32 protein-coding genes are annotated in these 25,429 nt (G+C 60.8%); 12 read left to right on the top strand and 20 right to left on the bottom strand.

Annotated elements, in window-relative coordinates:
• Positions 1-109: 109 nt before the first annotated feature.
• Together PR017_RS02565 and PR017_RS02560 are read left to right on the top strand one after the other, a co-directional pair.
• Positions 110-406, top strand: coding sequence for a nucleotidyltransferase family protein (locus tag PR017_RS02565; RefSeq protein ID WP_111217936.1), 297 nt, complete (start codon positions 110-112; stop codon positions 404-406).
• Positions 406-753, top strand: a complete 348-nt coding sequence (locus PR017_RS02560; RefSeq protein ID WP_111217835.1) for a HepT-like ribonuclease domain-containing protein — start codon at positions 406-408, stop codon at positions 751-753. The genes PR017_RS02565 and PR017_RS02560 overlap by 1 nt, the downstream gene beginning before the upstream one ends.
• A 19-nt stretch (positions 754-772) precedes the next feature.
• Here PR017_RS02560 and PR017_RS02555 read toward each other — a convergent pair whose 3' ends face one another.
• Entirely contained in the window at positions 773-1,111 is a 339-nt protein-coding gene (locus PR017_RS02555) for an antibiotic biosynthesis monooxygenase family protein (protein WP_111217833.1), read from the bottom strand.
• Positions 1,108-1,437 (bottom strand): NIPSNAP family protein, encoded by a 330-nt coding sequence (locus PR017_RS02550; RefSeq protein ID WP_111217830.1) that lies wholly within the window; start codon positions 1,435-1,437, stop codon positions 1,108-1,110. Before PR017_RS02550 ends, PR017_RS02555 begins: the two co-directional genes overlap by 4 nt.
• Positions 1,438-1,508: 71 nt before the next feature.
• Here PR017_RS02550 and PR017_RS02545 point away from each other — a divergent pair, with 71 nt between their 5' ends.
• Positions 1,509-2,222 (top strand): ArsR/SmtB family transcription factor, encoded by a 714-nt coding sequence (locus PR017_RS02545; protein WP_111217828.1) that lies wholly within the window; start codon positions 1,509-1,511, stop codon positions 2,220-2,222.
• Here PR017_RS02545 and PR017_RS02540 read toward each other — a convergent pair.
• The 3 genes from PR017_RS02540 to PR017_RS02530 form a co-directional block, all read right to left on the bottom strand.
• Positions 2,189-2,581: a DUF1284 domain-containing protein gene (locus PR017_RS02540; RefSeq protein ID WP_240538892.1), complete on the bottom strand. Its 393-nt coding sequence runs from the start codon at positions 2,579-2,581 to the stop codon at positions 2,189-2,191. The two genes, PR017_RS02545 and PR017_RS02540, sit on opposite strands and share 34 nt — an antisense overlap.
• A 32-nt stretch (positions 2,582-2,613) precedes the next feature.
• Positions 2,614-3,198 carry a biotin transporter BioY gene (locus tag PR017_RS02535; protein WP_111217824.1) on the bottom strand — a complete coding sequence of 195 codons (585 nt, stop codon included), beginning with the start codon at positions 3,196-3,198 and terminating at the stop codon, positions 2,614-2,616.
• A 175-nt stretch (positions 3,199-3,373) separates the two neighbouring features.
• A complete protein-coding gene (locus tag PR017_RS02530) occupies positions 3,374-4,042 on the bottom strand; it encodes a GntR family transcriptional regulator (RefSeq protein ID WP_111217822.1) in 669 nt (222 codons plus the stop codon).
• A 158-nt stretch (positions 4,043-4,200) separates the two neighbouring features.
• On the opposite strand from PR017_RS02530, the gene PR017_RS02525 reads away from it, so the two are divergent.
• The 3 genes from PR017_RS02525 to PR017_RS02515 all read left to right on the top strand — a co-directional run bounded on the left by PR017_RS02525 (position 4,201) and on the right by PR017_RS02515 (position 5,799).
• On the top strand, positions 4,201-4,893 hold the full coding sequence (locus PR017_RS02525) for an HAD family hydrolase (RefSeq protein WP_111217934.1): 693 nt from the start codon (positions 4,201-4,203) through the stop codon (positions 4,891-4,893).
• A 236-nt stretch (positions 4,894-5,129) separates the two neighbouring features.
• On the top strand, positions 5,130-5,525 hold the full coding sequence (locus PR017_RS02520; protein WP_164498232.1) for a type II toxin-antitoxin system RelE/ParE family toxin: 396 nt from the start codon (positions 5,130-5,132) through the stop codon (positions 5,523-5,525).
• Positions 5,497-5,799, top strand: a complete 303-nt coding sequence (locus tag PR017_RS02515) for a helix-turn-helix domain-containing protein (RefSeq protein WP_111217818.1) — start codon at positions 5,497-5,499, stop codon at positions 5,797-5,799. The genes PR017_RS02520 and PR017_RS02515 overlap by 29 nt, the downstream gene beginning before the upstream one ends.
• Positions 5,800-5,891: 92 nt before the next feature.
• On the opposite strand, the gene PR017_RS02510 is transcribed toward PR017_RS02515, so the two are convergent.
• The gene (locus tag PR017_RS02510; protein ID WP_111217817.1) at positions 5,892-6,515 is read right to left on the bottom strand and encodes a hypothetical protein; all 624 of its coding nucleotides are present in this window, start codon (positions 6,513-6,515) and stop codon (positions 5,892-5,894) included.
• A 311-nt stretch (positions 6,516-6,826) separates the two neighbouring features.
• On the opposite strand from PR017_RS02510, the gene thrC reads away from it, so the two are divergent.
• The 4 genes from thrC (at position 6,827) to PR017_RS02490 (ending at position 13,114) form a co-directional block, all read left to right on the top strand.
• Entirely contained in the window at positions 6,827-8,227 is a 1,401-nt protein-coding gene (gene thrC, locus PR017_RS02505) for a threonine synthase (RefSeq protein WP_111217815.1), read from the top strand.
• A gap of 17 nt (positions 8,228-8,244) precedes the next feature.
• A complete protein-coding gene (locus PR017_RS02500) occupies positions 8,245-9,543 on the top strand; it encodes a M16 family metallopeptidase (RefSeq protein ID WP_111217813.1) in 1,299 nt (432 codons plus the stop codon).
• Positions 9,544-9,590: 47 nt separating this feature from the next.
• Positions 9,591-10,202: a GNAT family N-acetyltransferase gene (locus PR017_RS02495; protein ID WP_111217811.1), complete on the top strand. Its 612-nt coding sequence runs from the start codon at positions 9,591-9,593 to the stop codon at positions 10,200-10,202.
• 74 nt (positions 10,203-10,276) lie between these two features.
• Complete coding sequence (locus PR017_RS02490; RefSeq protein ID WP_240538896.1) at positions 10,277-13,114, top strand: sensor domain-containing phosphodiesterase; 2,838 nt, start codon at positions 10,277-10,279, stop codon at positions 13,112-13,114.
• A 29-nt stretch (positions 13,115-13,143) separates the two neighbouring features.
• On the opposite strand, the gene PR017_RS02485 is transcribed toward PR017_RS02490, so the two are convergent.
• The 3 genes from PR017_RS02485 to PR017_RS02475 all read right to left on the bottom strand — a co-directional run bounded on the left by PR017_RS02485 (position 13,144) and on the right by PR017_RS02475 (position 15,218).
• Complete coding sequence (locus PR017_RS02485) at positions 13,144-14,229, bottom strand: zinc-binding metallopeptidase family protein (RefSeq protein ID WP_111217806.1); 1,086 nt, start codon at positions 14,227-14,229, stop codon at positions 13,144-13,146.
• An 87-nt stretch (positions 14,230-14,316) separates the two neighbouring features.
• On the bottom strand, positions 14,317-14,508 hold the full coding sequence (locus PR017_RS02480; protein ID WP_111217804.1) for a CsbD family protein: 192 nt from the start codon (positions 14,506-14,508) through the stop codon (positions 14,317-14,319).
• Positions 14,509-14,612: 104 nt separating this feature from the next.
• Entirely contained in the window at positions 14,613-15,218 is a 606-nt protein-coding gene (locus tag PR017_RS02475; RefSeq protein ID WP_111217802.1) for a YqgE/AlgH family protein, read from the bottom strand.
• A 166-nt stretch (positions 15,219-15,384) separates the two neighbouring features.
• Between PR017_RS02475 and PR017_RS02470 the strand changes: the two genes are divergently transcribed.
• Both PR017_RS02470 and PR017_RS02465 read left to right on the top strand, forming a co-directional pair.
• Positions 15,385-16,188 (top strand): protein-disulfide reductase DsbD domain-containing protein, encoded by an 804-nt coding sequence (locus tag PR017_RS02470; RefSeq protein ID WP_111217800.1) that lies wholly within the window; start codon positions 15,385-15,387, stop codon positions 16,186-16,188.
• A gap of 61 nt (positions 16,189-16,249) precedes the next feature.
• A complete protein-coding gene (locus PR017_RS02465; RefSeq protein ID WP_111217798.1) occupies positions 16,250-16,735 on the top strand; it encodes a peroxiredoxin in 486 nt (161 codons plus the stop codon).
• Between the two features lie 58 nt (positions 16,736-16,793).
• On the opposite strand, the gene PR017_RS02460 is transcribed toward PR017_RS02465, so the two are convergent.
• From PR017_RS02460 to ctaD, 11 genes are all read right to left on the bottom strand, one after another.
• Entirely contained in the window at positions 16,794-17,102 is a 309-nt protein-coding gene (locus PR017_RS02460) for a Dabb family protein (protein ID WP_111217796.1), read from the bottom strand.
• Positions 17,103-17,184: 82 nt separating this feature from the next.
• The gene (gene rnhA, locus PR017_RS02455) at positions 17,185-17,625 is read right to left on the bottom strand and encodes a ribonuclease HI (RefSeq protein ID WP_111217794.1); all 441 of its coding nucleotides are present in this window, start codon (positions 17,623-17,625) and stop codon (positions 17,185-17,187) included.
• Positions 17,622-18,590 (bottom strand): homoserine kinase, encoded by a 969-nt coding sequence (locus PR017_RS02450; RefSeq protein WP_111217792.1) that lies wholly within the window; start codon positions 18,588-18,590, stop codon positions 17,622-17,624. The genes rnhA and PR017_RS02450 overlap by 4 nt, the downstream gene beginning before the upstream one ends.
• Positions 18,591-18,623: 33 nt before the next feature.
• Positions 18,624-19,631, bottom strand: coding sequence for a 4-hydroxy-3-methylbut-2-enyl diphosphate reductase (gene ispH, locus PR017_RS02445; protein ID WP_111217789.1), 1,008 nt, complete (start codon positions 19,629-19,631; stop codon positions 18,624-18,626).
• A 126-nt stretch (positions 19,632-19,757) separates the two neighbouring features.
• Positions 19,758-20,522 (bottom strand): SURF1 family protein, encoded by a 765-nt coding sequence (locus PR017_RS02440; RefSeq protein WP_240538891.1) that lies wholly within the window; start codon positions 20,520-20,522, stop codon positions 19,758-19,760.
• A complete protein-coding gene (locus PR017_RS02435) occupies positions 20,515-20,898 on the bottom strand; it encodes a DUF983 domain-containing protein (RefSeq protein WP_111217932.1) in 384 nt (127 codons plus the stop codon). Before PR017_RS02435 ends, PR017_RS02440 begins: the two co-directional genes overlap by 8 nt.
• A gap of 119 nt (positions 20,899-21,017) precedes the next feature.
• On the bottom strand, positions 21,018-21,893 hold the full coding sequence (locus tag PR017_RS02430) for a cytochrome c oxidase subunit 3 (protein ID WP_111217785.1): 876 nt from the start codon (positions 21,891-21,893) through the stop codon (positions 21,018-21,020).
• A 60-nt stretch (positions 21,894-21,953) separates the two neighbouring features.
• Positions 21,954-22,565 carry a cytochrome c oxidase assembly protein gene (locus PR017_RS02425; protein ID WP_111217783.1) on the bottom strand — a complete coding sequence of 204 codons (612 nt, stop codon included), beginning with the start codon at positions 22,563-22,565 and terminating at the stop codon, positions 21,954-21,956.
• A 12-nt stretch (positions 22,566-22,577) separates the two neighbouring features.
• Positions 22,578-22,712 (bottom strand): hypothetical protein, encoded by a 135-nt coding sequence (locus tag PR017_RS02420; protein ID WP_111217781.1) that lies wholly within the window; start codon positions 22,710-22,712, stop codon positions 22,578-22,580.
• Positions 22,712-23,668, bottom strand: a complete 957-nt coding sequence (locus PR017_RS02415; RefSeq protein ID WP_111217779.1) for a heme o synthase — start codon at positions 23,666-23,668, stop codon at positions 22,712-22,714. Before PR017_RS02415 ends, PR017_RS02420 begins: the two co-directional genes overlap by 1 nt.
• Positions 23,669-23,728: 60 nt before the next feature.
• A complete protein-coding gene (ctaD, locus tag PR017_RS02410) occupies positions 23,729-25,429 on the bottom strand; it encodes a cytochrome c oxidase subunit I (protein WP_111217777.1) in 1,701 nt (566 codons plus the stop codon).

Here is a 25,429-nt window from a genome sequence, read left to right as displayed (position 1 = left end):
AACTGTCGGGTATGGTTACCTAAGTTGGTTACCAAACACTGAAGCGCGGACCGATTTGGGAATTTATTTCGGCGTGGAACGAGATCGGCTTGTTTGCTATGATGCCGCCATGACCCGAGATGAGGCCATCGAAGCGTTGAAACAGCAGGCTGATGCGCTGAAGGCGCTCGGCGCGACCTCGCTTTTCCTGTTCGGCTCGGTAGCCCGCAACGAGGCCGGCCCGACGAGCGATCTCGATGTGTTTATTGATTATGACAGGACGAGCCGGTTCAACGCTTTCGACCTTGTGGGCATCAAGCTGTTTCTAGAGGATGAATTCGAAGTGCCCGTCGATGTCACGACACGCGACAGCCTGCATCCAATGCTCAAAGATCGTATCGAGCAATCAGCGCTGCAGGTATTCTGATGGCGCGCGAAAGCCTGCACTTCGTTAAAGATATTCTTAAAATGATCGATCTTGTCGATGTTTCGATTAAGGGAAAATCCTTTGTGGATTTCCAGAAAGATCAAGTGTTTCGCCTAGGCATGGAGCGAGCTGTCGAGATTATATCCGAGGCCAGCCGTCATATCCCCGACCATTTCAAGGCCATGCGCGCGGAAGTGCCGTGGCAGCGCATCAAGGGCATCGGGAATGTTCTCCGCCATGAATACCACGGACTTTCAGACAACATAATCTGGAAAGCCCTAACTGATGAATTGCCCAGGCTGCAGGTAGCAGTAAAGGCAATTCAAGACGAGATGAATGCAGTTTGAAATGGTATGTCGGTTGCGACTATGAGCGCAATCCATCTTCCGGCACCTCCGCCCTCTCCTTCATCCCGTAATCACGCACGACGTGGCTGACGCGCAGGCGGTAGTCGGCGAAGATGTCGTTGCGGCCGGCCTTTTGGGCGGCGCGGTGGACTTCGAGGTTTCGCCAGGTCTTGACCGCCTCCTCGTCGCGCCAGAAGGACAGTGACAAAAGCTTGCCGCGCATCGTCAGGCTTTCGAAGCGCTCGATCGAGAGGAAACCGTCGATCTTTTCGAGTTCCTCCCTGAGGTTGCCGGCAAGATCGAGATAGGTGTGGCGCTCGCCGAGATAGGGCAGGACTTCGAAGATGACGGCGATCATGGCTGCACCTTTGCCGCATGCGGCAGCGATACGTTCTTCAGGAAGATCCTGTCCTCCTTCAGGATGAAGCGCTCGCGCCTGGCATAGGCATAGTTTTCCCGCCCGATAGGGTCTGCGGCCAGCCTGGCGCGGTAAGTCTCATAGGCGGCGAGATTTTCGATTGAATAGACCCCGTAGGCTGTCGTTGCCGAGCCCTCGTGCGGTCCGAAATAGCCGATGAGATCGGCGCCGCAGCGCGGAATTGCCTGGCCCCAGTTGCGGGCATATTCGGCAAATGCCTCGCCGCCGAAGGGGTCGATTTCGTAGCGGATGAAACAGGTGATCATGGTGACGCTCCTTTTCTGCCCCGCCGTTTTGCCATGTTGCGAAACGACAATGCTTCGGCTACGGTCGAAGTATGAAAGAAGGACCAGACATTGCCCAGATCGGCGCGCTCATCGGCGATCCCGCGCGCGCCAACATGCTGACCGCGCTGATGGGCGGCAAGGCGCTGACTGCAACCGAGCTTGCGGCAGCGGGCGGGATTACCGTCCAGACGGCAAGTTCACATCTGGCAAAGCTGGAAGCAGGACGGCTGCTCGCCCAGCAGAAGCAGGGTCGCCATCGCTACTTCACGCTGGCAGACGAGAGCGTCGGCAAATTGCTGGAAAGCATCATGGGATTTGCGGCCGATCGCGGGCATCTGCGCCATCAGCCGGGGCCGAAAGAGCCGGCACTGCGGAAGGCGCGCATCTGCTACGACCATCTGGCCGGCGACTACGGTGTGCGGATGCTCGACAGCCTGATCGCCACCGGAGCGATCGACACGCTCGGCGACGGACTGTCGTTGACAGCGACGGGTGAAACCCGGCTGAGAGGTATCGGCATCGATGCGTCGCTGCTCAAGGCATCGCGGCGGCCGGTCTGCCGCTCGTGCCTCGACTGGAGCGAACGGCGGGCGCATCTGGCCGGCAGCCTCGGCAAGGCGCTGCTGAGCCAGTTTCTCGACGAAGGCTGGGCGCGTCGCGCGGAAGGCAGCCGCTCGATCCTGTTTTCCGCCGCCGGAGAGCGGCAGTTTCTCAAACACTTCCCCGTGGATCAACTGGCGGGATCGACGAGTATTCCGGAATAGCAGCCGGAGGCGATGCGGCTGCACAGCCCGTCCCACTCGCAACCGCTACAGGCCTGCCGTATCGTGCCTTCTGCAAAAGTCGTCCGGAGAGCGGCGAGCAACGCGGCATCCGGCAGCAACGTCGAACCGGCCCCTACCTCGCGGCCCAGCAGCGCAGAGATGGACGCGGCTGCTGCGTTATCCCGGATATCCACGCTGGCAAGAAGGCAGTGGGCATCCGGGCTATCCAGCAAGGGCGCGCAGATATCGTCCGGGCCGGAGACGAGCAGGATGTCCTCGCCTTCCGTCAGCCGCCGCGCGATGTTGCGGTAGTTCCGGCTGAAGGCCGGATCGTAGCCTTCACCGATAAAGGTCAGCATGCACAAAAGGTGATGGAGCCGAAGCCTGACCGTCAATTCGCGTCAGTCTCGCTGCTGCGATTGCCGATGGCCATCAGGATCGCCGCAGCAAGGGCAGATTTGAGCACACCGCCGAGGATAAAGGGCGCCACGCCGAACAACCAGCCCTTCTCCGCGCCCATCAGCACTGCCAACCATGCACCGCCGATGGCAAGGCCGAGGAAATTGGCCATCAGATGGGCGAGGAAGCTGCGGACATAGCGGGCGCCGGTCCAGCCTTTTTCAGCAAACCAACCGGCCAAAGCCACGATGATCGGAAACGAGACGAGATAACCGGCTGTCGGGCCGAAGAACGGCGCAAGTCCGCCAGCACCGCCGGCGAGCACGGGAAGACCGACGGCGGCTTGCCCGAGCCAGGCAAGCACAGTGATGACGCCCAGGCGCCAGCCGTACAGCGCACCGATCATGGTGATAGCAAAGGTCTGCATGGTGATCGGCACCGGTACCATCGGCACCGAGAGGCGCGATGCGAGGGCGAGGACCATCGTGCCTGCCAGCACGAAAAGCGCCTGCATCGGGCGCGACTGACTGCCAAGCCGCAGTGGATCGAAAATCGAGATGGTGGGGGATTGGGACATGATTGCTCCATATTATAGATAATTTTTTTGACTATCTATTTTATGCGCAGGAATTTGCGGATGCGCAAGTGTCATGGGAGAGTTTTTCCGCACTAAGCGAGCATATGAGCACAGGAAGTGACACATCCAAGCCTCGCAACGGCTGTAGAGGAACAAGATTATCTATAATTTTAAATCAGCCGACGATGACGAAAATTTCTTGCGGGGTGCCGCCGGGGGCGCGAGATGGCGCCTTGCCGATGCGCAGGACATGCTGCCCGAGGATCGCGGCGGCATCGTCGGCCCTGCCGTGACGAAGGGTCGAGAGGATGGCGCGGTGATCCTGGTCGGTGCGCGTTTCCCAACCGGATTGCCAGGCGGAGAAAAGAAAGCGGGCGCTGGCGGCGTGCAGGTCATCGATCGCGGAAAGCAGGCGCGTCATGCCGCAAGGCGTCAGGATGAGGCGGTGGAAGCGGCGATTGGCGGCCTCCCAGGCGCGGACGTCGGCAGCCGCGTCGCCCTCCCGCGTCGCCTCTTCGGCGGCATCGAGTATCGCTGGCGTCAGATGCGGTGCGGCATGCTTGAGGGCAAGCCCCTCGAGGGCGGCGCGCATCTCGGCCACTTCGCGGACTTGCCGCAGATCGAAGGAGGCGACCCGCACGCCGCGGCGCGGCTCGCTTATTGCAAGCCCCTGCGCCTCGAGCAGGCGAAAGGCCTCGCGCACCGGCACGTGGCTGGCGCCGAATTCCTCGGCTATGTGGTCCTGCCGGAGACGCAGGCCGGCCGCAAGCTCGCCATGGATGATGCGCTCGGCAAGCACCCGGCTGATGCGGTTTGCGATGGTGTCGTCTTTTTCCCGGGCCATGCGGCGATCCTTACTGAGGCACCGGAGCCTTGTCGAGAAGAGAAAGCCTCCCCTCACCCGCAGGCCAGGCATGCCCGCGCGTCGGTTGAGCTTTCGGACCCCGTCGTGTAAAGCCGCACCATCTCATCCAAAGCTGCTCATCCAAAGGCTTGATCGACATGAACACTGGCTTCGACCTCATCATCTTCGACTGCGACGGCGTCCTCGTCGATTCGGAAATCATCGCGGCGGAGGTCGAATCCAAGCTGCTGACCGAGGCAGGATACCCGATCAGCGTCGAGGAAATGGGCGAGCGCTTCTCGGGCATGACTTGGCAGAACATCCTCTTCGAAGTCGAGCGGGAAGCGAGCATTCCGTTTTCGGCGTCGCTGCTCGAACGCTCGGAAAAACTTCTCGACCTGCGCCTTGCCAACGACGTGACCGCCATTCCCGGCATCGAACTGGCCCTGTCACGCATCGACCTGCCGCGCTGCATCTGCTCGAATTCGAGCTCTGCGAGGCTGGAGATGATGCTGACCAAGGTCGGCCTGCACTCCTCCTTCGCGCCGCATATCTATTCGGCCAAGGATCTGGGCCCCGACCGCGTCAAGCCGAAGCCGGACATCTTCCTGCATGGCGCAGCGCAATTCGATCTCTCGCCGTCGCAGGTCGTCGTCGTCGAGGACTCCGTCCATGGCGTGCACGCCGCCCGCGAAGCAGGCATGCGGGTAATCGGCTTTACCGGCGCCTCCCACACCTACCCGTCGCACGCCGACCGGCTGACCGATGCCGGTGCTGAAACCGTGATTTCGCGAATGACGGACCTGCCGGGCGTCGTTGCAGCCCTCGCCGAATGGGACGGCGTCCTCTGAGCTTGCGCTCTGGATATAGGCTGACAGTTCCGTTGAGGCGCGGAAATATAAAGCAGATTAAGTGAGCAATCGACGCTTTGTCGGGCTACTTCTCGCACATCTTTCTATTGCGAAGATTCGAGCAATTTTCTGTACAGCGCCATACAACAGCTCAAGGATGTGGCGACCGCCACAGCCGCATGAGCTTATCGCGACACTACCTTGATGACTATATCACGGAGTGATACATAAATCCCGTGAGAGTCTTTAAGGACGTTGAGTTTAACAACTGGGCCGTCGAATATGGCGTGACGGATGCTATGCTATGCGCGGCGGCCAAAGAGATTGAAGACGGCCTCGTAGATGCCCGCCTCGGTGGGTTTCTTATAAAGAAACGGGTTGCCGCGCCAGGCCGAGGCAAGTCAGGAGGTTATCGAACTCTCGTTGGCCATCGGCAAGCTGACAGGCTCATTTTTGTACACGGTTTCGCGAAGAACGAGACTGATAACATTACGAAGAATGAGAAGGCCGCCCTTCGAAAGCTATGCAATGTCTATATGAGCGCGGATGACAAGAAGCTCGTTGAGATGCTTGAAAAGAACATCATACTGGAGATTGAGTGCAATGAGCCGGATTCTGAAAAACGTTCATAAGTCTGCTGAGCGAATGCACGAAGCAGGCTTCGTGGACGACATGACGATGAGAGAGTTCGACGCGCTTTGCCTCCCTCCGTTGCGTGACTATTCTCCCGATGAAATCAAGAAGATCAGGGCAGCTACAAAGGCAAGCCAAGCTGTATTTGCGAGCTTTATCAACGTTAAGAAGATAACCGTTGCCGCATGGGAACAGGGAAGCAAGAAACCGAATAGCACCGCGATCAAGATTCTCGATCTTGTTGAGCGTAAAGGACTCGATATCCTTCGCTAGGATATCCACCGGTTCCTTGACGAGATGCCCGCTCGGTGCGGGCATCATCCATTGGGATACGACCTACGTGTCTGTGGCACTGGCGGCGGCCGTTATTTTCTCTTGCGAACGGTGCGGGCGGTCTTGGTCGGGGCTGCGGGCGACTGTTCGAAGCTGACGTAGACGCTGACGAAGCCGGCAGCGCCGCCGGTCACGTGGATCTTGTTGTCGGTGTAGAGAAACTGCGCCGCGCCCTCGCCGGCCGGGATCGAGGCCTGGTAATTCGTCGTGTCGCTGTAGAGCACGGTCTGGCCATCCATGACGGAGACCTTGATCGGCAGGTTGACGCTGCCGGAACCGCCCATCGGACCCGCAACGATGCGGCCCTGGACGACAATTGTCATGTTGAGTGCCGTGCCGTCGGTCGTGCACTGGCGTGTGCCCTGCACCAGAGACGCCTGGTAGGCGAGCTGCGATGCATCGTCCTTGGCACCCTTGGCGTAGGTCTTGTAAATCGCACCCTCGTCGCGGATGACGATCTGCGGGCACTTGCCGGCGACGTAGGCCTGCCCCACTGGCTGGGTGGCAGGCGTAGCGGATGCCGTTCCCTCCGGCGCGACGCTGATCTGCGTTGCGGGGTCCTTACTGTCCTTGCTGCCGAGCCCGAGCGAGCTGCAGCCGCTCAATGCTGCTGTCAACGATACGGCGAGAAGTAGACGCGAAGCTCTGCCTGACACGATAAATCACCCTGTACACAATATGAATTTGCCAAGCCCGGGTTGAATTGCGGGCCTTTCATCGCACTTGGCGATGGTCTATATCAGCGGCGCTTCGAAAAATCGATTGGGTACGCTTCGTTTTGGTTCAATTTTCGAAATCCCTCCGCTGCAACGGCTTTCGGCGCGCTTCGACGCAGGTGTGCACAATCGTACGGTTGCGAAAACCAGGCCGCGGATTTGGCGCAAAAAGGCGCATCTGCGGGCCGTTTCCGGCATAGACTTCAGACAACACATCTTCCGTCCGACCGTCCACATCAGAGGTAAAGACCTTGGAATATATCTCAACCCGGGGAGAAGCCCCTGCCCTCGGTTTCTGCGATGCACTGCTGGCAGGCCTTGCACGCGACGGCGGCCTCTACGTTCCGCGTGAATGGCCGCAGCTGAGCAAGAAGGACATCCGGGGCTTTCGCGGCAAGAGCTACCAGGAAATTGCCTTCCGCGTGCTGCTGCCGTTTACCAACGGCGAAATTCCGGAAGAGATATTCCGTGGCATGATCGACGAGGCCTATGCCACCTTCCGCCATCCGGCCATCGTGCCGCTGGTGCAGACAGGCCCGAACAGCTTTATCATGGAGCTCTTCCATGGCACGACACTGGCGTTCAAGGACGTCGCCATGCAGCTGCTGGCGCGGCTGATGGACTATGCGCTGGCCGAGCGCGGGGCGCGCGCCACCATCGTCGGCGCCACATCGGGCGACACCGGCGGCGCGGCCATCGATGCCTTTGCCGGTCGCGATCGTACCGACATCTTCATCCTCTTCCCGCATGGCAAGGTCTCGCCGGTGCAGCAGCGGCAGATGACATCCTCGACGGCTCCCAACGTTCACGCGCTGGCCATCAACGGTAATTTCGACGATTGCCAGAACCTCGTGAAGGCGATGTTCAACGACGCGCCGTTCCGCGACGGCGTCGGCCTTTCCGGCGTCAACTCGATCAACTGGGCGCGCATCATGGCGCAGGTGGTCTACTATTTCACCACCGCCGTGGCGCTCGGCAGCCCGGACAGGAAGATCTCCTTCACCGTACCGACCGGAAATTTCGGCGATATCTTTGCCGGTTATGTCGCCAAGCAGATGGGCCTTCCGATCGACAGGCTGGTGGTTGCCACCAATGAAAACGACATCATGGCGCGGACGCTGAAGACCGGTCGCTACGAGATGCGGTCCGTCAAGGCGACGACCTCGCCGTCGATGGATATCCAGATCTCGTCCAACTTCGAACGGCTGCTCTTCGAGGCCAATGGCCGCGATGCCTCCCGGGTACGGGCCGCCATGGAAAGCCTCAAGCAGTCGAGCGGTTTCGACATCGCCCCGGAAGCCATGCGCTTCATCAAGCGCGATTTCCGTGCCGGCCGGGCGACCGAGAAGCAGGTGGCCGAGACCATCCGCCAGACCTATGCCGACACCGGCTACCTGCTGGACCCGCACACCGCGATCGGCGTCTTCGTCGCCAGTAAATTCGAAAAGCCGAACAGCCCGATGGTGACGCTGGCCACCGCCCACCCCGCCAAATTCCCCGCCGCAGTAAAATCAGCCTCCGGTATTGACCCGGCGCTTCCGACGTGGCTTGCTGATCTGATGCATAGGGAGGAGCGCTTCGACATCCTGGATCCCGACCTCAAAGCCGTGGAAAGCTTTATCGGTGACCATGTTCAGGCCTCAAGACGTTAAGCGCAGAAAGATCTAATATGACAGTTGAGTGCACCCGGCTGAAATCCGGGCTGACGGTAGTAACCGAGTTGATGCCGCATCTTGAAAGCGTCGCCCTCGGTGTGTGGATCAAGTCGGGATCGCGTAACGAGACCGAAGCCGAACACGGTATCGCCCACCTTCTGGAACACATGGCGTTCAAGGGCACGGCTCGCCGCACGGCACGCGAAATTGCCGAGGAAATCGAGAATGTCGGCGGCGAAGTCAATGCCGCGACATCGACGGAAACGACATCCTATTACGCGCGCGTGCTGAAAGAAGACGTGCCGCTCGCCGTCGATATTCTCGCCGACATCCTGACGGAATCGGCCTTCGACGAGGACGAATTGCAGCGTGAAAAGCAGGTTATCCTGCAGGAAATCAACGCTGCCAACGACATGCCGGACGACGTCGTGTTCGACAAGTTCTCGGAAGTCGCCTATCGCGACCAGACGCTCGGGCGCGCCATTCTGGGGACGCCGGAAACCGTGCTCGGCTTCACGCCGGAGCAGATCCGCGGCTATCTCGGGCGCAATTACACCTGCGACCGGATGTTCGTGGTGGCAGCCGGCGCCGTTGATCATGACAGCTTCGTCAAGCAGGTCGAGACCCGCTTTGCGAGCCTTCCGACAGCACCATCGGCAGCGCCCGTTATCGAGACAGCCCGCTATATCGGCGGCAGCGTTCGCGAGACGCGCGACCTCATGGATGCGCAGATCCTTCTCGGCTTCGAAGGCCGCGCCTACCATGCGCGCGACTTTTATTGCTCGCAGATCCTTGCCAATATCCTTGGCGGGGGCATGTCGTCGCGGCTGTTCCAGGAAGTGCGCGAGACGCGCGGGCTCTGCTATTCGGTCTATGCCTTCCATTGGGGCTTTTCCGACACGGGCATCTTCGGCATCCATGCCGCAACCGGCGGAGAAAACCTGCCGGAACTGCTGCCTGTGATCGTCGATGAACTGCGCAAATCCGCCGACAAGATCCACCAGCAGGAAATCGACCGCGCCCGCGCCCAGATCCGGGCCCAGCTGCTCATGGGTCAGGAAAGTCCTGCCGCACGAGCCGGACAGGTCGCCCGCCAGATGATGCTCTATGGCCGCCCGATCCCCAATCCAGAGATGATGGAACGGCTGGAAGGCATCACCATCCAGCGGCTGACCGATCTCGCCGGCCGGCTGTTCTTCGACGCCGTGCCGACCCTCTCCGCCATCGGTCCGCTCGACGAACTGGCGCCGATGGAAGACATCATCGCCTCGTTGGCCACCCCACGCCAGGCATCCAAAGCCGCCAACGGCTGATCCCAGCCGGAGGCCCCTCGCGATCCAGTTCCGGGAGACATGGACGAATGCCAAAGTCGGTTTTTCGGTTTCTGTCTCGGCAGCCGGACACGATCGAACTTGAGGGCGCCGACCATATTCTCCGCTTGCCGCGCAACTCCGACTTCAGCCAGTGGCAGAAGCTAAGAGCCGAGAGCCGCCGGTTCCTGGAACCGTGGGAACCGACCTGGCGTACCGACGAACTGACCGAGGGCGCCTATCGGGCCCGCGTCGTGCGGGGCAAGCAGGAGTACAACTCCGGCCAGGCGGTGCCGCTGCTAGTCTTCAAGCGCGACAATTCCACGCTGCTCGGCGGGCTCACCGTGGGCTATATCAGGCGCGGTGCCGCGCAGAGCTGCATGATCGGATACTGGATGGGCGAGCGCTATTCCGGCCAAGGCCATATGTTCGCCGCACTTGAGATAGTTATACCCTATATCTTTTCCGGGCTGGAGTTGCACCGTATCGAGGCAGCCTGTATTCCGGAGAATGAGCGTAGCGTGCGGCTTTTGCAGAAGGCCGGGTTCCAACGGGAAGGCCATTTGCGCGGCTACTTGAAAATCAACGGGCAATGGCGTGATCACGTGATGTTTTCTCGCTTGGCCACAGACACGGACCCGCTCGGGAAGACCACACGCTGATGATTGCCGACACTCCTTCCCAACCACACTTCCTTCGCCATTCCCTGATCGCGTTCCTTGTTGCCCTGTTTGCGATGACCGCCATGCTTGCGACCGGCGCGCGGGCTGCGGAGCCGGTGAAGATCTCGCGCGACGACACGGCGCTCGACCTGACGAAAACAACCGAGATCTACGCCAACCAGGGCGAGGCCTTCCAGGTGTCGACGGCCGCTGGTGCCGACGGTATCCGCCGCCGCATCGAGGTGCGCTCGAGTTCGCCGGGTCATCAGGGCGACTGGGCGGTGTTCGCACTGGCCAACGTCTCGGAAGAACAGCTGGAGCGCGTCATCGTCGCTCCGCATTTCCGCCTGGTGAATTCAAAGATGTTCTGGCCCGACCTCGGCTCGCAGCGCATCATCGCTATCACACCGAGTGAAGGTTTTGCGCTTGACCGGCAGCCGAGCGACGAGGCGGACGTGTTTCGCATCACACTCAATCCCGGCGCTGTCATCACCTTCGTCGCCGAACTGTCGTCCCCGGAATTGCCGCAGATCTATCTCTGGGAGCCGAACGCCTACAAGGATACGGTCAACGCCTTCACGCTCTATCGCGGCATCGTGCTCGGCATTTCCGGCCTGCTGGCGGTGTTCCTTACCATCCTGTTCGTCGTCAAGGGCACATCGATGCTGCCGGCGACAGCAGCGCTTGCCTGGGCGGTGCTCGGCTACATCTGCGTCGACTTCGGCTTCCTCGGCAAGCTGATCAGCATCACGTCCGGCGACCAGCGAATATGGCGGGCCTGCGTCGAGGTGGCGCTGGCCTCGAGCCTGGTGATCTTCCTGTTCACCTATCTCAATCTCAACCGCTGGCACGCCCATCTCGGCTATGTCACGCTTGCCTGGATACTGGGGCTGGCACTGCTTTTCGGCGTCGCCATCTACGATCCGTCGATTGCGGCAGGCATCGCACGCCTGTCGATGGCCCTGACGGCGACCGCGGGTATCCTGCTCATCGTCTATCTCGGGATCAACCGCTACGACCGGGCGATCCTGCTGGTGCCGGCCTGGGCGCTGATTCTCGTCTGGCTGTTCGGCGCCTGGCTGACGGTCACCGGCAAGCTCGACAACGACATAATCCAGCCGGCACTCGGCGGCGGGCTCGTGCTCATCGTGCTTCTGATCGGCTTTACCGTCATGCAGCACGCCTTTGCCGGCGGTGCCTTCCAGCAGGGCCTGTTTTCCGATCTGGAGCGGCAATCGCTTGCGCTTACCGGCTCCGGCGATACCGTCTGGGACTGGGACGTGGCCCGCGACCGGGTCGTCACCATTCCCGACATCTCCCAGAAGCTTGGCCTTTCGCCGGGCAGCATGCATGGCGCGGCGCGCAACTGGCTGCCACGCCTGCACCCCGACGACCGCGACCGCTTCCGCGCGACGCTGGACGTGCTGCTGGAACATCGTCGTGGCAGGCTGAACCACGAGTTCCGCATCCGCGCCGAGGACGGCCACTTCCATTGGCTGGCCATCCGCGCCCGGCCGGTGCTGGGATCGAACGGTGAAATCATCCGCTGCGTCGGCACCGTGGTCGATGTTACAGAGCAAAAGAATTCCATCGAGCGCCTGTTGCACGACGCGCTGCACGACAACCTCACCGGGCTGCCGAACCGCCAGCTTTTCCTCGACCGATTGCAGGCCGTGCTGACGCTCGCCCCCGCCGGCGATCTGGTGCGGCCGACGGTGATGGTCATCGATATCGACCGGTACAAGATGGTCAACGACGCGCTGGGCGTTGCCGCCGGAGACAATATCCTTGTCGCCCTGACGCGTCGGCTGCGCCGCCTGTTGAAACCGCAGGATACGCTGGCACGGCTTTCCGGCGACCAGTTCGGCCTGATCCTGGTGTCCGAGCGCGATCCGACCAAGGTGGCGGATTTCGCCGATGCCGTCAGCAAGGCCATCATGGTGCCGCTGAACTTTGCCAATCGCGAAATCGTGCTGACCGCCTCCATCGGGCTGACTTCCTGGGTCGACCAGCAGGAAAGCGCTGCCGGATTGCTCAGCGACGCCGAGCTTGCGATGTATCGTTCCAAGCGCGCCGGCGGCAACAAGGTCGAACCGTTCCTGCCGGCCTTCCGCAACTTCGGCACCGACCGCCTGCAGCTGGAATCCGATCTCCGTCGCGCCGTCGAGCGCAAGGAGTTGTCGATGGTCTACCAGCCCATCGTCCGCCTGGAAGATGCCGAGATCGCCGGCTTCGAGGCGCTGATGCGCTGGGAGCATCCGAAACGCGGCAACATTTCTCCGACCGAATTCATTCCGATTGCCGAGGCGACCGACATCATCGGCCCGCTCGGCATGTTCGCCATGGAGCAGGCGACAAACGACCTGATGGCCTGGACACGTCAGACGGGGGAGTTGCCGCTGTTCGTATCCGTGAACCTGTCGAGCGCCCAGTTGCTTAACAACGAGCTTTATGACGACGTACGGGCCCTGCTTGCCAAGACCCATTGCGATCCGGCCCGCATCAAGCTCGAGCTGACGGAAACCATGGTCATGGAAAATCCGGAACAGGCGCGCCTCGTGCTGGCGAAGTTGCGTGAAGCAGGCCTTGGCCTCGCGCTCGACGATTTCGGGACCGGCTATTCGTCGCTCTCCTACCTGACCCGCTTCCCCTTCGACACGATCAAGCTTGACAAGGGGCTGGTGCGCGACGAGAGCGACAAGAAATCCGTGCTGCTGCGCTCCGTCATCTCGATGGCGCGCGAACTTGGGATGAAAGTCGTCGCTGAGGGTATCGAGACCGAGGAAGATGCTCTGGAACTCGCCAAGATGGGCTGCACCTATGGCCAGAGCTTCCTGTTCGGACCGCCGATGGGCTCTGAATCGGTGCTGCGATTGCTGAAGGAACGCTTTCCGCTGACAAGGCGCGCCTGAGGCACGCCTCGCCTCCTCGCTCTGGCTGGTCAGGCCGCCTGCAGTGTCTGACCTGCAGCTGCGTCACGGATGAGCCGCAGCACGTAATCGAGTTTTCTCACGACCGGCGGGGAGAGGACAAACGGGTACGAGTCCGGCTGCCCCATGCTGCGCTGGATGCTGTTGACGGCAACACTGAGCGGCACCCAGGCGGATACAAGCTGCTCGGCATCGTGCGCCCTGTAGGGATTGAAATCCACTTCCGACGCCATCTCCTCATGACCGCGTGGATCGACCGCGATGCCGAAGGCACGGGCTGTCTCCAGCGTATCGACGATGTGGAGGTAGTGCGCGAAACACTCGGCGAAATCTTCCCAGGGGTGGGAGCTGGCATAGGCGCTGATGAAACTCCGTTGCCAGTCCGGACGGACTCCGTTCTCGTAATGACGCTGCAGCGCTGCGCCGTAGTCCTCGCGCTCGTCGCCGAACACCTCGCGGAAGCCATCGAAATTATTGACGTCGCGGACAAGCTTGTTCCAGATGAAATGACCGGTCTCGTGGCGGAAATGTCCGAGCAGAGTTCGATATGGCTCATGCATCGACATGCGCGCCATTTCGCGCGTCACGTCGTCCGCCTCGGCGGCACGGATGGCAATCAGGCCGTCGTCGTGGCCGGTCATGGCGGGCACGACGAAGCCGGCGCTGTTGATCTTGTCCTCGAGGAAATCGAACACCAGCCCGCCCTGCGGATCTTCGTTGCGATCGGGGTGCGGCAGTTCGAGGCGCAACAGGGAATAAAACAGATGGCGCTGTGCCTGGCCGATGCGACGCCAGCGGTCCACACCCTCGGATGTCCCGGTATTCGGCACCAGCCTGTTATGGCGGCAGGCCGCGCAGTAGCCTTGCGGATCGTCCGAATCGACCATCCAGTTGCAGAGGTCCAAAGCGGCATTCGAGCAAAAGCGCAGCGATCGAGCCGGTTCCGAAACGATGTGCCAGTGCGGCTCCTGGTCGGGTTCCAGGGCATACATCTTCAGCCGGTCTGGAACGAAACCCAGGCGGTGGCCGCAGCGGACGCACTGGCGGTTGTCGAAATGCACCGACTGTCCACAGGAATCGCAGTCAAACAATCGCATGGGCCCGGTCCTTTTCGACGACGGTCTAAATATCGAAAAGCCCGCCACGCTTTGGCGCGGCAGGCTTGAGGTCTTTATTCAATTCGCTCAGGCGCGGTCTACGGCGTCTTTGAGCTTGTCCTTGGCCTTGCCCTCTGCAACCTGTGCCTTGCCCTTGGCTTCCTGAACGGCGCCCTTGGCACGCGTCTCGTTGTCGCCAGTGGCCTTGCCGACGGCTTCCTTTGCCTTCCCGGTCAATTCGTTGGCCTTACCGGAAATCTTGTCGCTGGTGCTACCCATGTGTCTCACTCCCTGGTTGGCGACGAACGATGCGTACGTCGTGCAGGAAAAACGTCAGCTATTTGATTTCGTTCCAATTGCGGGGTTGGTTTATCAGTCATGGGTCAGGCATGGCCTGCTTCGCTCGACAACATCGCCGGCGTGACGCCAAGCAGCGCCAGCGCCCTCTCGTATTTATCATCCAGGCTGCGGTCGAAAATGAGGTCTTCACTCGGCGCGCAATTCAGCCAGCCGTTGTTGGTGACTTCGGCCTCAAGCTGCCCGGCGCTCCAGCCGGCATAGCCGAGCAGCATCGTCGCCTTTTTCGGGCCGTTGCCGTTGGAAATGGCGCGGATGATATCGAGTGTTGCCGTCAGGTTGATTTCGTCGGTGACAGCGATGCTGCTCTCGCTCTTGTAGTCGTCGGAGTGCAGAACGAAGCCTCGACCGCTCTCGACCGGGCCGCCGGTCTGGATCGGGAAACTGCGGGCACGATCCGGCAGCATGATGGCATCGTCAGTCTTGATCATGTCAAGATGCAGAAGAACGTCGGTGAAGCTGAGGTTCTGCGACCGGTTGATAATGAAACCCATCGCTCCGGCATCCGAATGGGCACAGATATAAACAACCGTCCGGGCGAAGTTACTGTCCGCCATCCCCGGCATTGCGATCAGAAACTGACCGTCGAGAAAGCCGCGTGCACCTTTGTACTTAAGCGTCGATAACGACATCCTGTCTCCTCACTGCTCTTGATCATGCCCCCGGATAAAGATGGGGTAATGCAGGTGATCAATCAACTGAAAATGATCGATTGCTTAAAATCGCATGGTGCGTGTGCGGCTGCCTTCGTCTAACGCTGTTTTCATGATTTCCTATCCCAGACCTTTCCGAATACCGATGCCGGCCGTAGCCATTTTTGCGGTATCCGTGATGCTTTCGTCCGCTGCCCATGCGACGACAAGCGGCTGGGCCACCAGCGATGGCGGCCGGATGCGGTTGGTGGCAATGCCCGCCGACGCCAGCGGCCATGTGAAGGCTGCGCTGCAGATAGAGCCGGGTCCCGGATGGATCACCTACTGGCGCGAGCCTGGCGAAAGCGGCATCCCGCCGCAACTTACACTGCCCGCGGGAAGCAAGGCGACAATCGACACTATCGGCTATCCGGTGCCAAAGGTCATCTCGCTCGGCAATGTCGACGAGGTTGGCTACGATGCACCCATCAGCATGCCGCTCGATATCGATGCCGCAGGCGAGGGAAAACTCGACATCACGGCCTTTATCGGCGTCTGCAAGGATATCTGCGTTCCCTTCCAGGCAACCATGAGCGTCGCATTGCCGCCGCCGGGTTCGTCCGCCGATGCCGGGGATGCAGCCATCGTCACGGCGGCCGAGGCAGCGCTTCCACAGAAACCTTCGGCCGATTTCGGCGTCAAGAGCCACAGCCTAGCGCCCGACGGCAAGACATTGTCCTTGCATCTGACGCTCCCGGACGCCGGCGACGCTATTCCCCAGATCTACGTGACCGGGCCCAGCGGCTATGTGTTCTTCAAGCAGGCCAGCGCCAGCCGCAGCGGTCGCGATGTCGAGGTCGCACTGACAATCGGCAAATTGCCGAAGACCTATGTTGTACACGGCAAGAGTTGGGGCATACTGGTCGTGAACGGCAGCCGCGCGATGGAAACGACGCTTGCCATGGAGTAGAGCGATCATAGATATCGACGGGCGTTCGGACGCACGCGACAGAAAAAACCAGGAGAGCCTCATGACTATTGCCATCGGCGAGAAAATTCCCGCCGCCACGTTCAAGGAAAAGACGACCGACGGCCCGACCGAGATCTCGACGGACACGCTGTTTTCGGGCAAGCGCGTCGTGCTTTTTGCCGTCCCCGGCGCTTTCACGCCAACCTGCTCGCTGAACCATCTGCCGGGCTACCTCGAAAACCTCGATGCCATACTCGCGAAGGGCGTCGATGAGGTTGCCGTCGTTTCTGTCAATGACTGGCATGTCATGGGCGCCTGGGCACAGCAATCGGGCGGCATGGGCAAGATCCATTTCCTCGCCGACTGGGATGCCGCCTTCACCAAGGCACTCGGCCTCGACGCCGACCTCTCGGGCGGCGGTCTTGGCGTGCGCTCGAAGCGCTACTCGATGCTGGTGGAAGATGGCGTCGTCAAGACACTGAACGTCGAGGAAAACCCCGGCGAAGCGACGGTCTCGGCCGCAGCAACGATGATCGGGCAGCTCTGATCAGGCACAGCTGGAGGGATGCCGGACATCCCTCCAGTTCCTTCTGCCTGAACCATTTTCAGATATTGAGATCGAACACCAGCAATCCGGCCAGGCCGCCATCGGTGGACGAGACGATGCGCTCGCCGACGGCGACATGCTCGGGGTGGACAAGATAGGCATCGCGGGCAGCGCCGCTTTCGAAGGTCACGGCGAAGCCATCGACGAAGCCGCCATGCAAGCCTTCCGGCGAGACATTCGGGCCATATTTTACGTCGAGAATGCCTGGAATAACCTGCTTCAATGCGACGATCGCTTCAAATATGGATTGCTTTTCCGGCGCCGTGACAGCGGCCTTGAAGCGCAGAAAAACGCAGTGCAGGATCATGTGAAACCTCCCGGGTGACAGCCGCACCATACCGGGAATACGACTGGCGGCAATATCGTTGTTGTCCTTCTCGCTCCCAGCGTCAGCGTTTCTTGAACGGCTCCATGCCCTTGCGGGCGAGTTCGTCGGCGCGCTCGTTCTCGATGTGGCCGGCATGGCCCTTGACCCAATGCAGGGTGACCTTGTGGCGGTTATAGGCTGCGTCCAGCGCCTGCCAGAGTTCGGCGTTCTTCACAGGCTTCTTGTCGGCGGTCTTCCAGCCGTTCTTTTTCCAGCCATGGATCCACTTCGAAATGCCGTCCATGACGTATTTCGAGTCCGTGTAGAGATCGACCTCGCAGGCATCCTTGAGCGCACCCAGCGACGAGATCGCCGCCATCAGTTCCATGCGATTGTTGGTGGTATCCGCCTCGCCGCCGCAGAGGTCCTTCTCGGTATCGCCGTAGCGAAGGACGGCGCCCCAGCCGCCCGGCCCAGGATTTCCCGAGCAGGCGCCGTCGGTGAAGATATCGACATGTTTCATGCTTTGGCCAACCCATATTCGGCGCCCGTGGCAACCGTGCGATGAAAGCGCAGCTTGCGCAGATATTCCAGCGGGTCCTTCTTGGTGACCATGGCTCCGGCCGGCGTCATCAGCCAATCGTAGAGCCGCGTCAGGAAGAAGCGCAGCGCCGAGCCCCTTGCCAGCGTCGGCAGCGCCTCGATCTCGGCGTCGCTGAGCGGCCGGATGCTCTGGTAGCCGTCGAGCATGGCCAGACCCTTGGTGACGTTGTAAGCGCCGTCCTTTTCGAAGCACCAGGCATTGAGGCAGATCGACACGTCATAGGCCAGCATGTCGTTGCAGGCGAAGTAGAAATCGATCAGGCCCGAAAGCTGGTCGCCGAGGAAGAAGACATTATCGGGAAACAGGTCGGCATGGATGACGCCCGTGGGAAGACCCTTCGGCCAGTTTGCATCGAAGAAAGCCAACTCCGACCGGATTTCATCCCGCAGGCCGGGCTCGACCTCGTCGGCGCGGGCTTCGGACTTGTCCCACAGCGGCTGCCACCCGGCGCAGGAGAGCGCGTTCGGCCGGGCGATGGCAAAGCCCTCGCCGGCGACATGCATCTTTGCAATCGCGATGCCGACCTCGCGGCAATGGCGCGCCTCGGGCTTGCGCAGCCACATGCCCTCGAGAAACGAAATCAATGCGGCAGCGCGGCCAGAGAGTTCGCCGAGAAGGGCGCCATCGCGGCGCGGCAGGGGAAGCGGGCACGACAGGCCACGCGCCGAAAGATGCTGCATCAGGCCCAGGAAGAAAGGCAAGTCGTCCTTTTCGACACGCTTTTCATAGAGCGTCAGGATCAGCGGCTCGCGCGTCGTGTGCAGCAGGAAATTCGAATTCTCGACGCCCTCGGCGATCCCCTTGTAGGAGGTGAGTTCGCCGCAATCATACTGGGTCAAAAAGGTCTTGAGATCGTCTTCGGTAATGTCGGTGTAAACGGCCACGGATTATTCCTGGGTTGGCGTCGCTGATGTTGTTTATTCGCCGTTGACGAAAGCCATGTCGGCCGTCGTCAATTCGACATCCCGCAGCTCGCGATTGACCAGGAAGTTCTCGGTTTCCTTGACCGTCTCGGCAAGTTCGACCGCCGCATCGTAGCGCTGCCGGAAAGCCTCGATGATCTCGTTGACGATTACCTCCGGGGCGGAGGCGCCGGCGGACAGGCCCACCGTAGCGATATCGCCGATATTGTCCCAGTCGATTTCCGACGCGCGCTGGACCAGAACGGACTGTTTTGCACCCGCCCTCAAAGCCACCTCGACAAGGCGTTTGGAATTGGAGGAATTCGGCGCGCCGACAATGATGAAGAGATCGCAGCCAGGTGCTGCCTGCTTCACCACTTCCTGGCGGTTGGTGGTGGCATAGCAGATCGAATCGGCAGACGGCGCGGTCAGGTTCGGAAAGCGCTCCTGCAGCCGGGCAATGACGCCGGCCGTGTCGTCCACCGACAGCGTCGTCTGCGTGACGTAGCCGAGATTGTCGGGATCGACCGGCACATAGGCATCGACATCGGCAATCGTCTCGACCAGCGATACCGTGCCTTCCGGCAGTTGCCCCATCGTGCCGATCACTTCCGGGTGGCCGGCATGGCCGATGAGGACCACATGGCGGCCGAGCCGGTTGTGGCGCATGGCCTGCTTGTGGACCTTGGAGACCAGCGGGCATGTGGCATCGAGATAGAAGAGGTTGCGGCTATCGGCATCGGCCGGCACGGATTTCGGCACGCCATGGGCAGAGAAGACGACCGGCTGCTTGCGGTGCTCCAGTGGGATTTCGCCGAGTTCCTCGACGAAGATCGCGCCCTTGGCCTCAAGGCCTTCGACGACGTAGCGATTATGGACGATCTCGTGGCGGACATAGACCGGCGCGCCATAGGCCTTGAGCGCCAGCACGACGATCTGGATGGCCCGGTCGACGCCGGCGCAGAAGCCGCGGGGACCGCAGAGGCGAATGGTCAGGGCAGGTTTCGAAACGGCGATGTTCATGTCTTTTCCAAAAGCCCGGGGACAGGGGCAAACCACAGATAGGTGCGCCCTGCCCGCCCATCTAGCCTAAAGTGCCGATGAATTGAAGCAATTCTATTGCATCCGCACAGGGTGCGCGAAACGTGCCTACTGCGCCGGCGCATCCGGATGGCGTTTGCGCAGCCAGGAAATCGCGACGATGGCGACCAGTGCAGCCGCCAGGCCATACCAGGTTACGGCGTATTGCAGATGGTCGTTGGGCAGGTCGACAATGGTGACGCCGCCGACCGGCAGGCCACCGGGATTGGGCGTTGCATCGGCATCGACGAAGAACGGAAGCAACTTGACGGCATCCAGCCCGACGCTGGAGGCCATCACGTCCAAGTCCTTCCAGTAGAAGATGTTCTTGGCAGTGTCGTTGTCCGGCAGCAGCGAAGACGGCTTGGAGGGCAATTTGGCGCGGGCAAGGCCGGCCACGGCCTGCATGCCGGAGAGTTGGCCTTGTTCGCGGGTCTTCGCCTCCTTCTGGTCGTAGGGAACAAAGCCCCGGTTGACGAAGAGCAGCCGACCGCCATCGAGTTCGAGCGGCGTGTAGATGTAGAAGCCCGACAAGCCGTTATAGGTGGCGAAGAAATGGCGCTCCTTGTCGTTGAGATAACGACCGGACGTCGTCACGCGGCGGTATTCGATATCGCCGCCGCGGGCAGCCATCGCCTCGATATCGCCTAGCGGGACCGGCGCTGCGGCCTGCCTTTCGGTAATATCGGCAATCAGGCCTTCCTTCCATTTGAGACGCTGGACCTGCCAGGTGCCGAGTGCAAGCAGCACGGCAAGAACCGAGAGAAGCAGCAGGACCTTGAAAACCTGCCAGGCGACATTTGCCCTCGGCTTTTGGATCGACACGTCAGTCACGTTCGATTTGTCCTTCGCTGGCATCGTGACGGTATTGAAGGGCCACGAAGATGCCCTTGCTCCAGCGCAGAGACAAAAGCGACAGGAGAATGGTCAGAGGGCCGAACAATATCCCGTGGACCCAGATCGGCGGGCCGTAATTGACCTGCAGCCAGAGCACCAGGCCGATGATGATGAAGCCGACGATGAGGATGACGAAAACAGCCGGGCCATCGCCACTGTCGGCGAAGGAGAAATCGAGGTTGCAGGCAGCGCAACGAGGCTTCAGCGCCAGGACACCATCGAATAACGCACCCTGTCCGCATCGCGGGCAGCGACCCCGGAGGCCGACCCTGATGGGATCGACCGGCGGGAAGTGGGCAGTGTCGTTGACCATGATGTCATGCCTTCCAGGCGGGATACGAAAAGCCTTGCTCCCGCAGCCCGCAAAACTCTACTCGCCTTAGGGCGACATCCAACAGTCACTAGCGTCGAGGACGTGCCGCGTCGCCTTCGTCACCCGGCGACGGGTGCGCCCCAGCCGCCCCAAATGTAGATAGCGAAGAACAGGAACAGCCAGACCACGTCGACGAAATGCCAGTACCAGGCGGCGGCCTCGAAGCCGAAATGCTGGGTCGGCGTGAAGTCGCCACGCATCGCCCTGATCAGGCAGACAGCCAAGAAGATGGTGCCGATCAGCACGTGAAAGCCATGGAAACCCGTGGCCATGAAAAATGTGGCGCCATAGATCGAGCTTTTAAAGGCAAACGGCGCATGGGCATATTCATAGGCCTGGACGCTGGAGAACAGCACGCCCAAGGCGACGGTAAGCGCCAGGCCGGTGATCATGCCCTTGCGGTCGTTATGCAGCAGCGCATGATGGGCCCACGTGACGGTCGTGCCCGACAGCAGGAGAATAATGGTGTTGTAGATCGGCAGATGCCAGGGATCGAGCACCGCGACACCCTTCGGTGGCCATTGTCCGCCGGTGAATATGACGCGCGAGGCCTGGATGGCTTCGTTCGGAAACAGGCTGACGTCGAAATAGGCCCAGAACCAGGCCACGAAGAACATCACCTCCGAGGCGATGAACATGATCATGCCATAGCGCAGGTGCAGCGACACGACGCGGGTGTGAGCGCCCTCATGGGCCTCCTTCACCGTATCTGCCCACCAGGCGTACATGACGTAGAGGATGACGGCGAGGCCGATGAAGAACAGCCAGGGGCTAGCGAAATCGACGCCGAACAGCTTGAACGGGCTGTTGTTGAGATAGCGCATATAGGCCACGCCACCGAAGGTGATGACGAGCGCGCCGATCGCTGCAAGGATCGGCCAAGGGCTCGGATCGATGATGTGATAATCGTGGTTCTTCCGGTGTACGTCAGCCATATCAGCAATCCCCGAGTAACTTTTCCCTTAAGGCGGCCGGTAAATCGGACGCCCTCCTCCCTAAAGCTTCTTTACCCCGGCCTTGGCCGCAGCATCGTTCGATGCCACGGGCTTGGCGTCATCCCGCGGATAGAACGTATAGGACAGCGTCAGCGTACCGATGTCCTTGGTTTCCGCTGCCTTGGTAATTTCCGGATCGACGTAGAAAACCACAGGCATCTCGCGCTTTTCCCCCGGCGCGAGATCCGTCTCGTTAAAGCAGAAACACTGCACCTTGTTGAAATAGGCGCCCGCCTCGATCGGCGAGACGTTGAAGATGGCCTGCGCACGGGTCGGCTGGTCTGATTTGTTCTCGGCGACGAACTTGATCATGATCGTCTCGCCGATCTTCGGATCGACCTCGCGCTGCATCGACTTGAAATCCCAGGGCACGCCCGAGGCGACATTGGCATCGAAGGTGACGCGGATGCGTTTGTCGAGCACGACAGTCGAGGCCTGCTCGACGCGCTGCGTCGTGCCGTTGAAGCCGGTAACCTGGCAGAACATGCGATAGAGCGGCACGGCGGCATAGCTCATCGCGCCCATGCCGACCACGAAGCTCAGGCACATCAGCACGATCAGGCCGTTGTTGCGCCCGACCGACCTTGCTCTCCCAGACGTCTCCTCCTCCAAAGAGCCTCTCCCTTAATGTCCCGTGCCGATCTTGATGATCGTCATCACGTAGAAAATCACCACCAGCCCCGCAAGCACCAGCCCAAGAGCGACATTGCGCCCGCGTCTCGATTTCTTCTGGGCATCGCTCAGCTTGACGGTTTCCATCAGAACCAGCCTCCGGTGCCCGCAGCCAGCACCGTCACCAGACGGTCGATCATCAGGGCCGAGAAGATGGCAAAGAGGTAGAAGATCGAATAGGCGAACATCCGCTTGGCCGGGACCATCTTCACATCGGTCTCCGGCATCCGCCAGACGGTGATCGAACAGTAGACGAAGATGGCACCAAGCACGCCGGCAACGACGCCGTAGCCGATAGATGCCGAACCCATCAGCGTCGGCACGACCCCGACAACGGCGGCCAGCACGGCGTAGACGACGATCTGGTTCTTCGTTGTGGGGATACCCGAGACATTCGGCAGCATGGGAACGCCGACGGAGCCGTAATCCTTCATCTTGAACAGCGCCAGCGCCCAGAAGTGGGCCGGTGTCCAGAGGAAGATGATGAGGAACAGGACGATGCTTTCCATCGGTACGGTGCCGGTGACGCAAGCCCAGCCGATAACTGGCGGAAAAGCGCCGGCGGCGCCCCCGATGACGATGTTCTGCGGCGTCGAGCGCTTCAGCCACATCGTGTAGACGACGGCGTAGAAGAAGATCGTGAAGGCGAGGATTGCGGCCGGCAGCCAGCCGACAGCGAGCGCCAGAATGGTGATCGAGAAGCCGGACAGCACCAGTCCGAAGCCGAGTGCTTCCGAGCCGGTCACGCGGCCGGACGGGATGGGCCGCTTCGCGGTGCGGGTCATGATGGCGTCGATGTCTGCATCATACCACATATTGAGCGAGCCGGAGGCACCGGCGCCAACGGCGATGCAGAGGATCGATATGACGGCAATGAACGGATTGATATGACCTGGCGCCAGCACCAGGCCGGCCAGCGCGGTGAAAACCACGAGCTGCATCACGCGCGGCTTCAGAAGCTCGAAGTAATCGCGCGCACTGGCCTGTGACAGGCCGAGGTCGCTTTCGGAAGCCAGGATCTCGTGGTTGTCGATAACGGTCATTACACAGTCCAGTTTTGTCTCGATCAAAACGCCGCCCGTCTGGCGGCGCTCCGAAAGCGATTATTTGATGCGCGGGAGTTCTTCCCACTGGTGGTACGGCGGCGGCGACGAAAGCTGCCATTCGAGTGTGGTTGCGCCCTCGCCCCAGGGATTGTCGCCGGCAACCCGCTTTTTCGCAAACGTGTCGTAGACGCCGTAAAGGAAGATCAACACGCCGACGCCGGAGATATAGGAGCCGATCGAGGACACGAAATTCCAGCCGGCAAAGGCGTCCGGATAATCGATGTAGCGGCGCGGCATGCCGGCAAGGCCGAGGAAGTGCTGTGGGAAGAACACCATGTTGACGCCGACGAACATCACCCAGAAGTGCAGGTTGCCAATCTTCTCATTGTACATGTAGCCGCACATCTTCGGCAACCAATAGTACCAGGCCGCAAAGATTGCAAACACGGCGCCGAGCGACAGGACATAGTGGAAGTGGGCGACAACGTAGTAGGTATCGTGGACCGGACGGTCGAAACCGGCATTGGCAAGCTGCACGCCGGTGACGCCACCGACGGTGAACAGGAAGATGAAGCCGATAGCCCAGATCATCGGCGTGCGGAACGAGATCGAGCCGCCCCACATGGTGGCGATCCAGGAGAAGATCTTAACCCCGGTCGGCACCGCGATGACCATGGTGGCAAACACGAAATAACGCTGCGTATCGAGCGACAGGCCGACAGCGTACATGTGATGCGCCCAGACAACGAAGCCGACGGCCCCGATGGCGACCATCGCATAGGCCATGCCGAGATAGCCGAAGATCGGCTTCTTCGAGAAGGTCGAAACGATGTGGCTGATCATTCCGAACCCGGGCAGGATCAGGATATAGACTTCCGGGTGGCCGAAGAACCAGAACAGGTGCTGGAACAGCACCGGATCGCCGCCGCCTTCAGGCGCAAAGAAGGTCGTGCCGAAATTGCGGTCCGTCAGCAGCATGGTGATCGCACCGGCCAGAACCGGCAGCGACAGCAGCAGCAGGAATGCGGTGATCAGCACGGCCCAGGCAAACAGCGGCATCTTGTGCAGCGTCATGCCGGGCGCGCGCATGTTGAGGATGGTGGTGATGAAGTTGATGGCGCCGAGGATCGACGAGGCACCGGCGATGTGCAGCGCGAAGATAACCAGATCGACTGCCGGTCCGGGATGGCCGACGGTGGAAGACAACGGCGGATAGAGCGTCCAGCCGCCGCCCGCCCCATAGGCGCCCGCCGGGCCTTCGACGAACATCGACATCAGGAGCAGGATGAAGGCAGGTACGATCAGCCAGAAGGAGATGTTGTTGAGGCGTGGGAAAGCCATGTCCGGCGCGCCGATCATGATCGGCACCATCCAATTGGCAAAACCGCCGATCATCGCCGGCATGACCATGAAAAAGATCATGATCAGCGCGTGCGCGGTCGTGAAGACGTTGTACATCTGCTTGCCGCCATCAATGGCGGCATCGCCGGAGTAACCATAGACCATGGCGGCCAGGCCGTTGAAGATCTGGATGCCTGGCTGCTGCAACTCCATGCGCATGAGGACCGACAGGATACCGCCGATGACGCCTGCGATGATCGCGAAGATCAGGTAGAGAGTGCCGATGTCCTTGTGGTTGGTCGAGAACAGCCACCGATTGGCAAAGCTCGGCTTGTGCGCGTGTTGTTCGCCATGCGCATGGGCGTCGTCGTGACCGTGAGCATCGGACAGCTTATCGTGTGTGGCAGAACCAGCCAT

The organism is Rhizobium tumorigenes (assembly GCF_003240565.2).
Taxonomy (GTDB): domain Bacteria; phylum Pseudomonadota; class Alphaproteobacteria; order Rhizobiales; family Rhizobiaceae; genus Rhizobium; species Rhizobium tumorigenes.
Note: the sequence above shows the minus strand (reverse complement) of the source record. Positions and strands in the feature narration are given on the sequence as shown.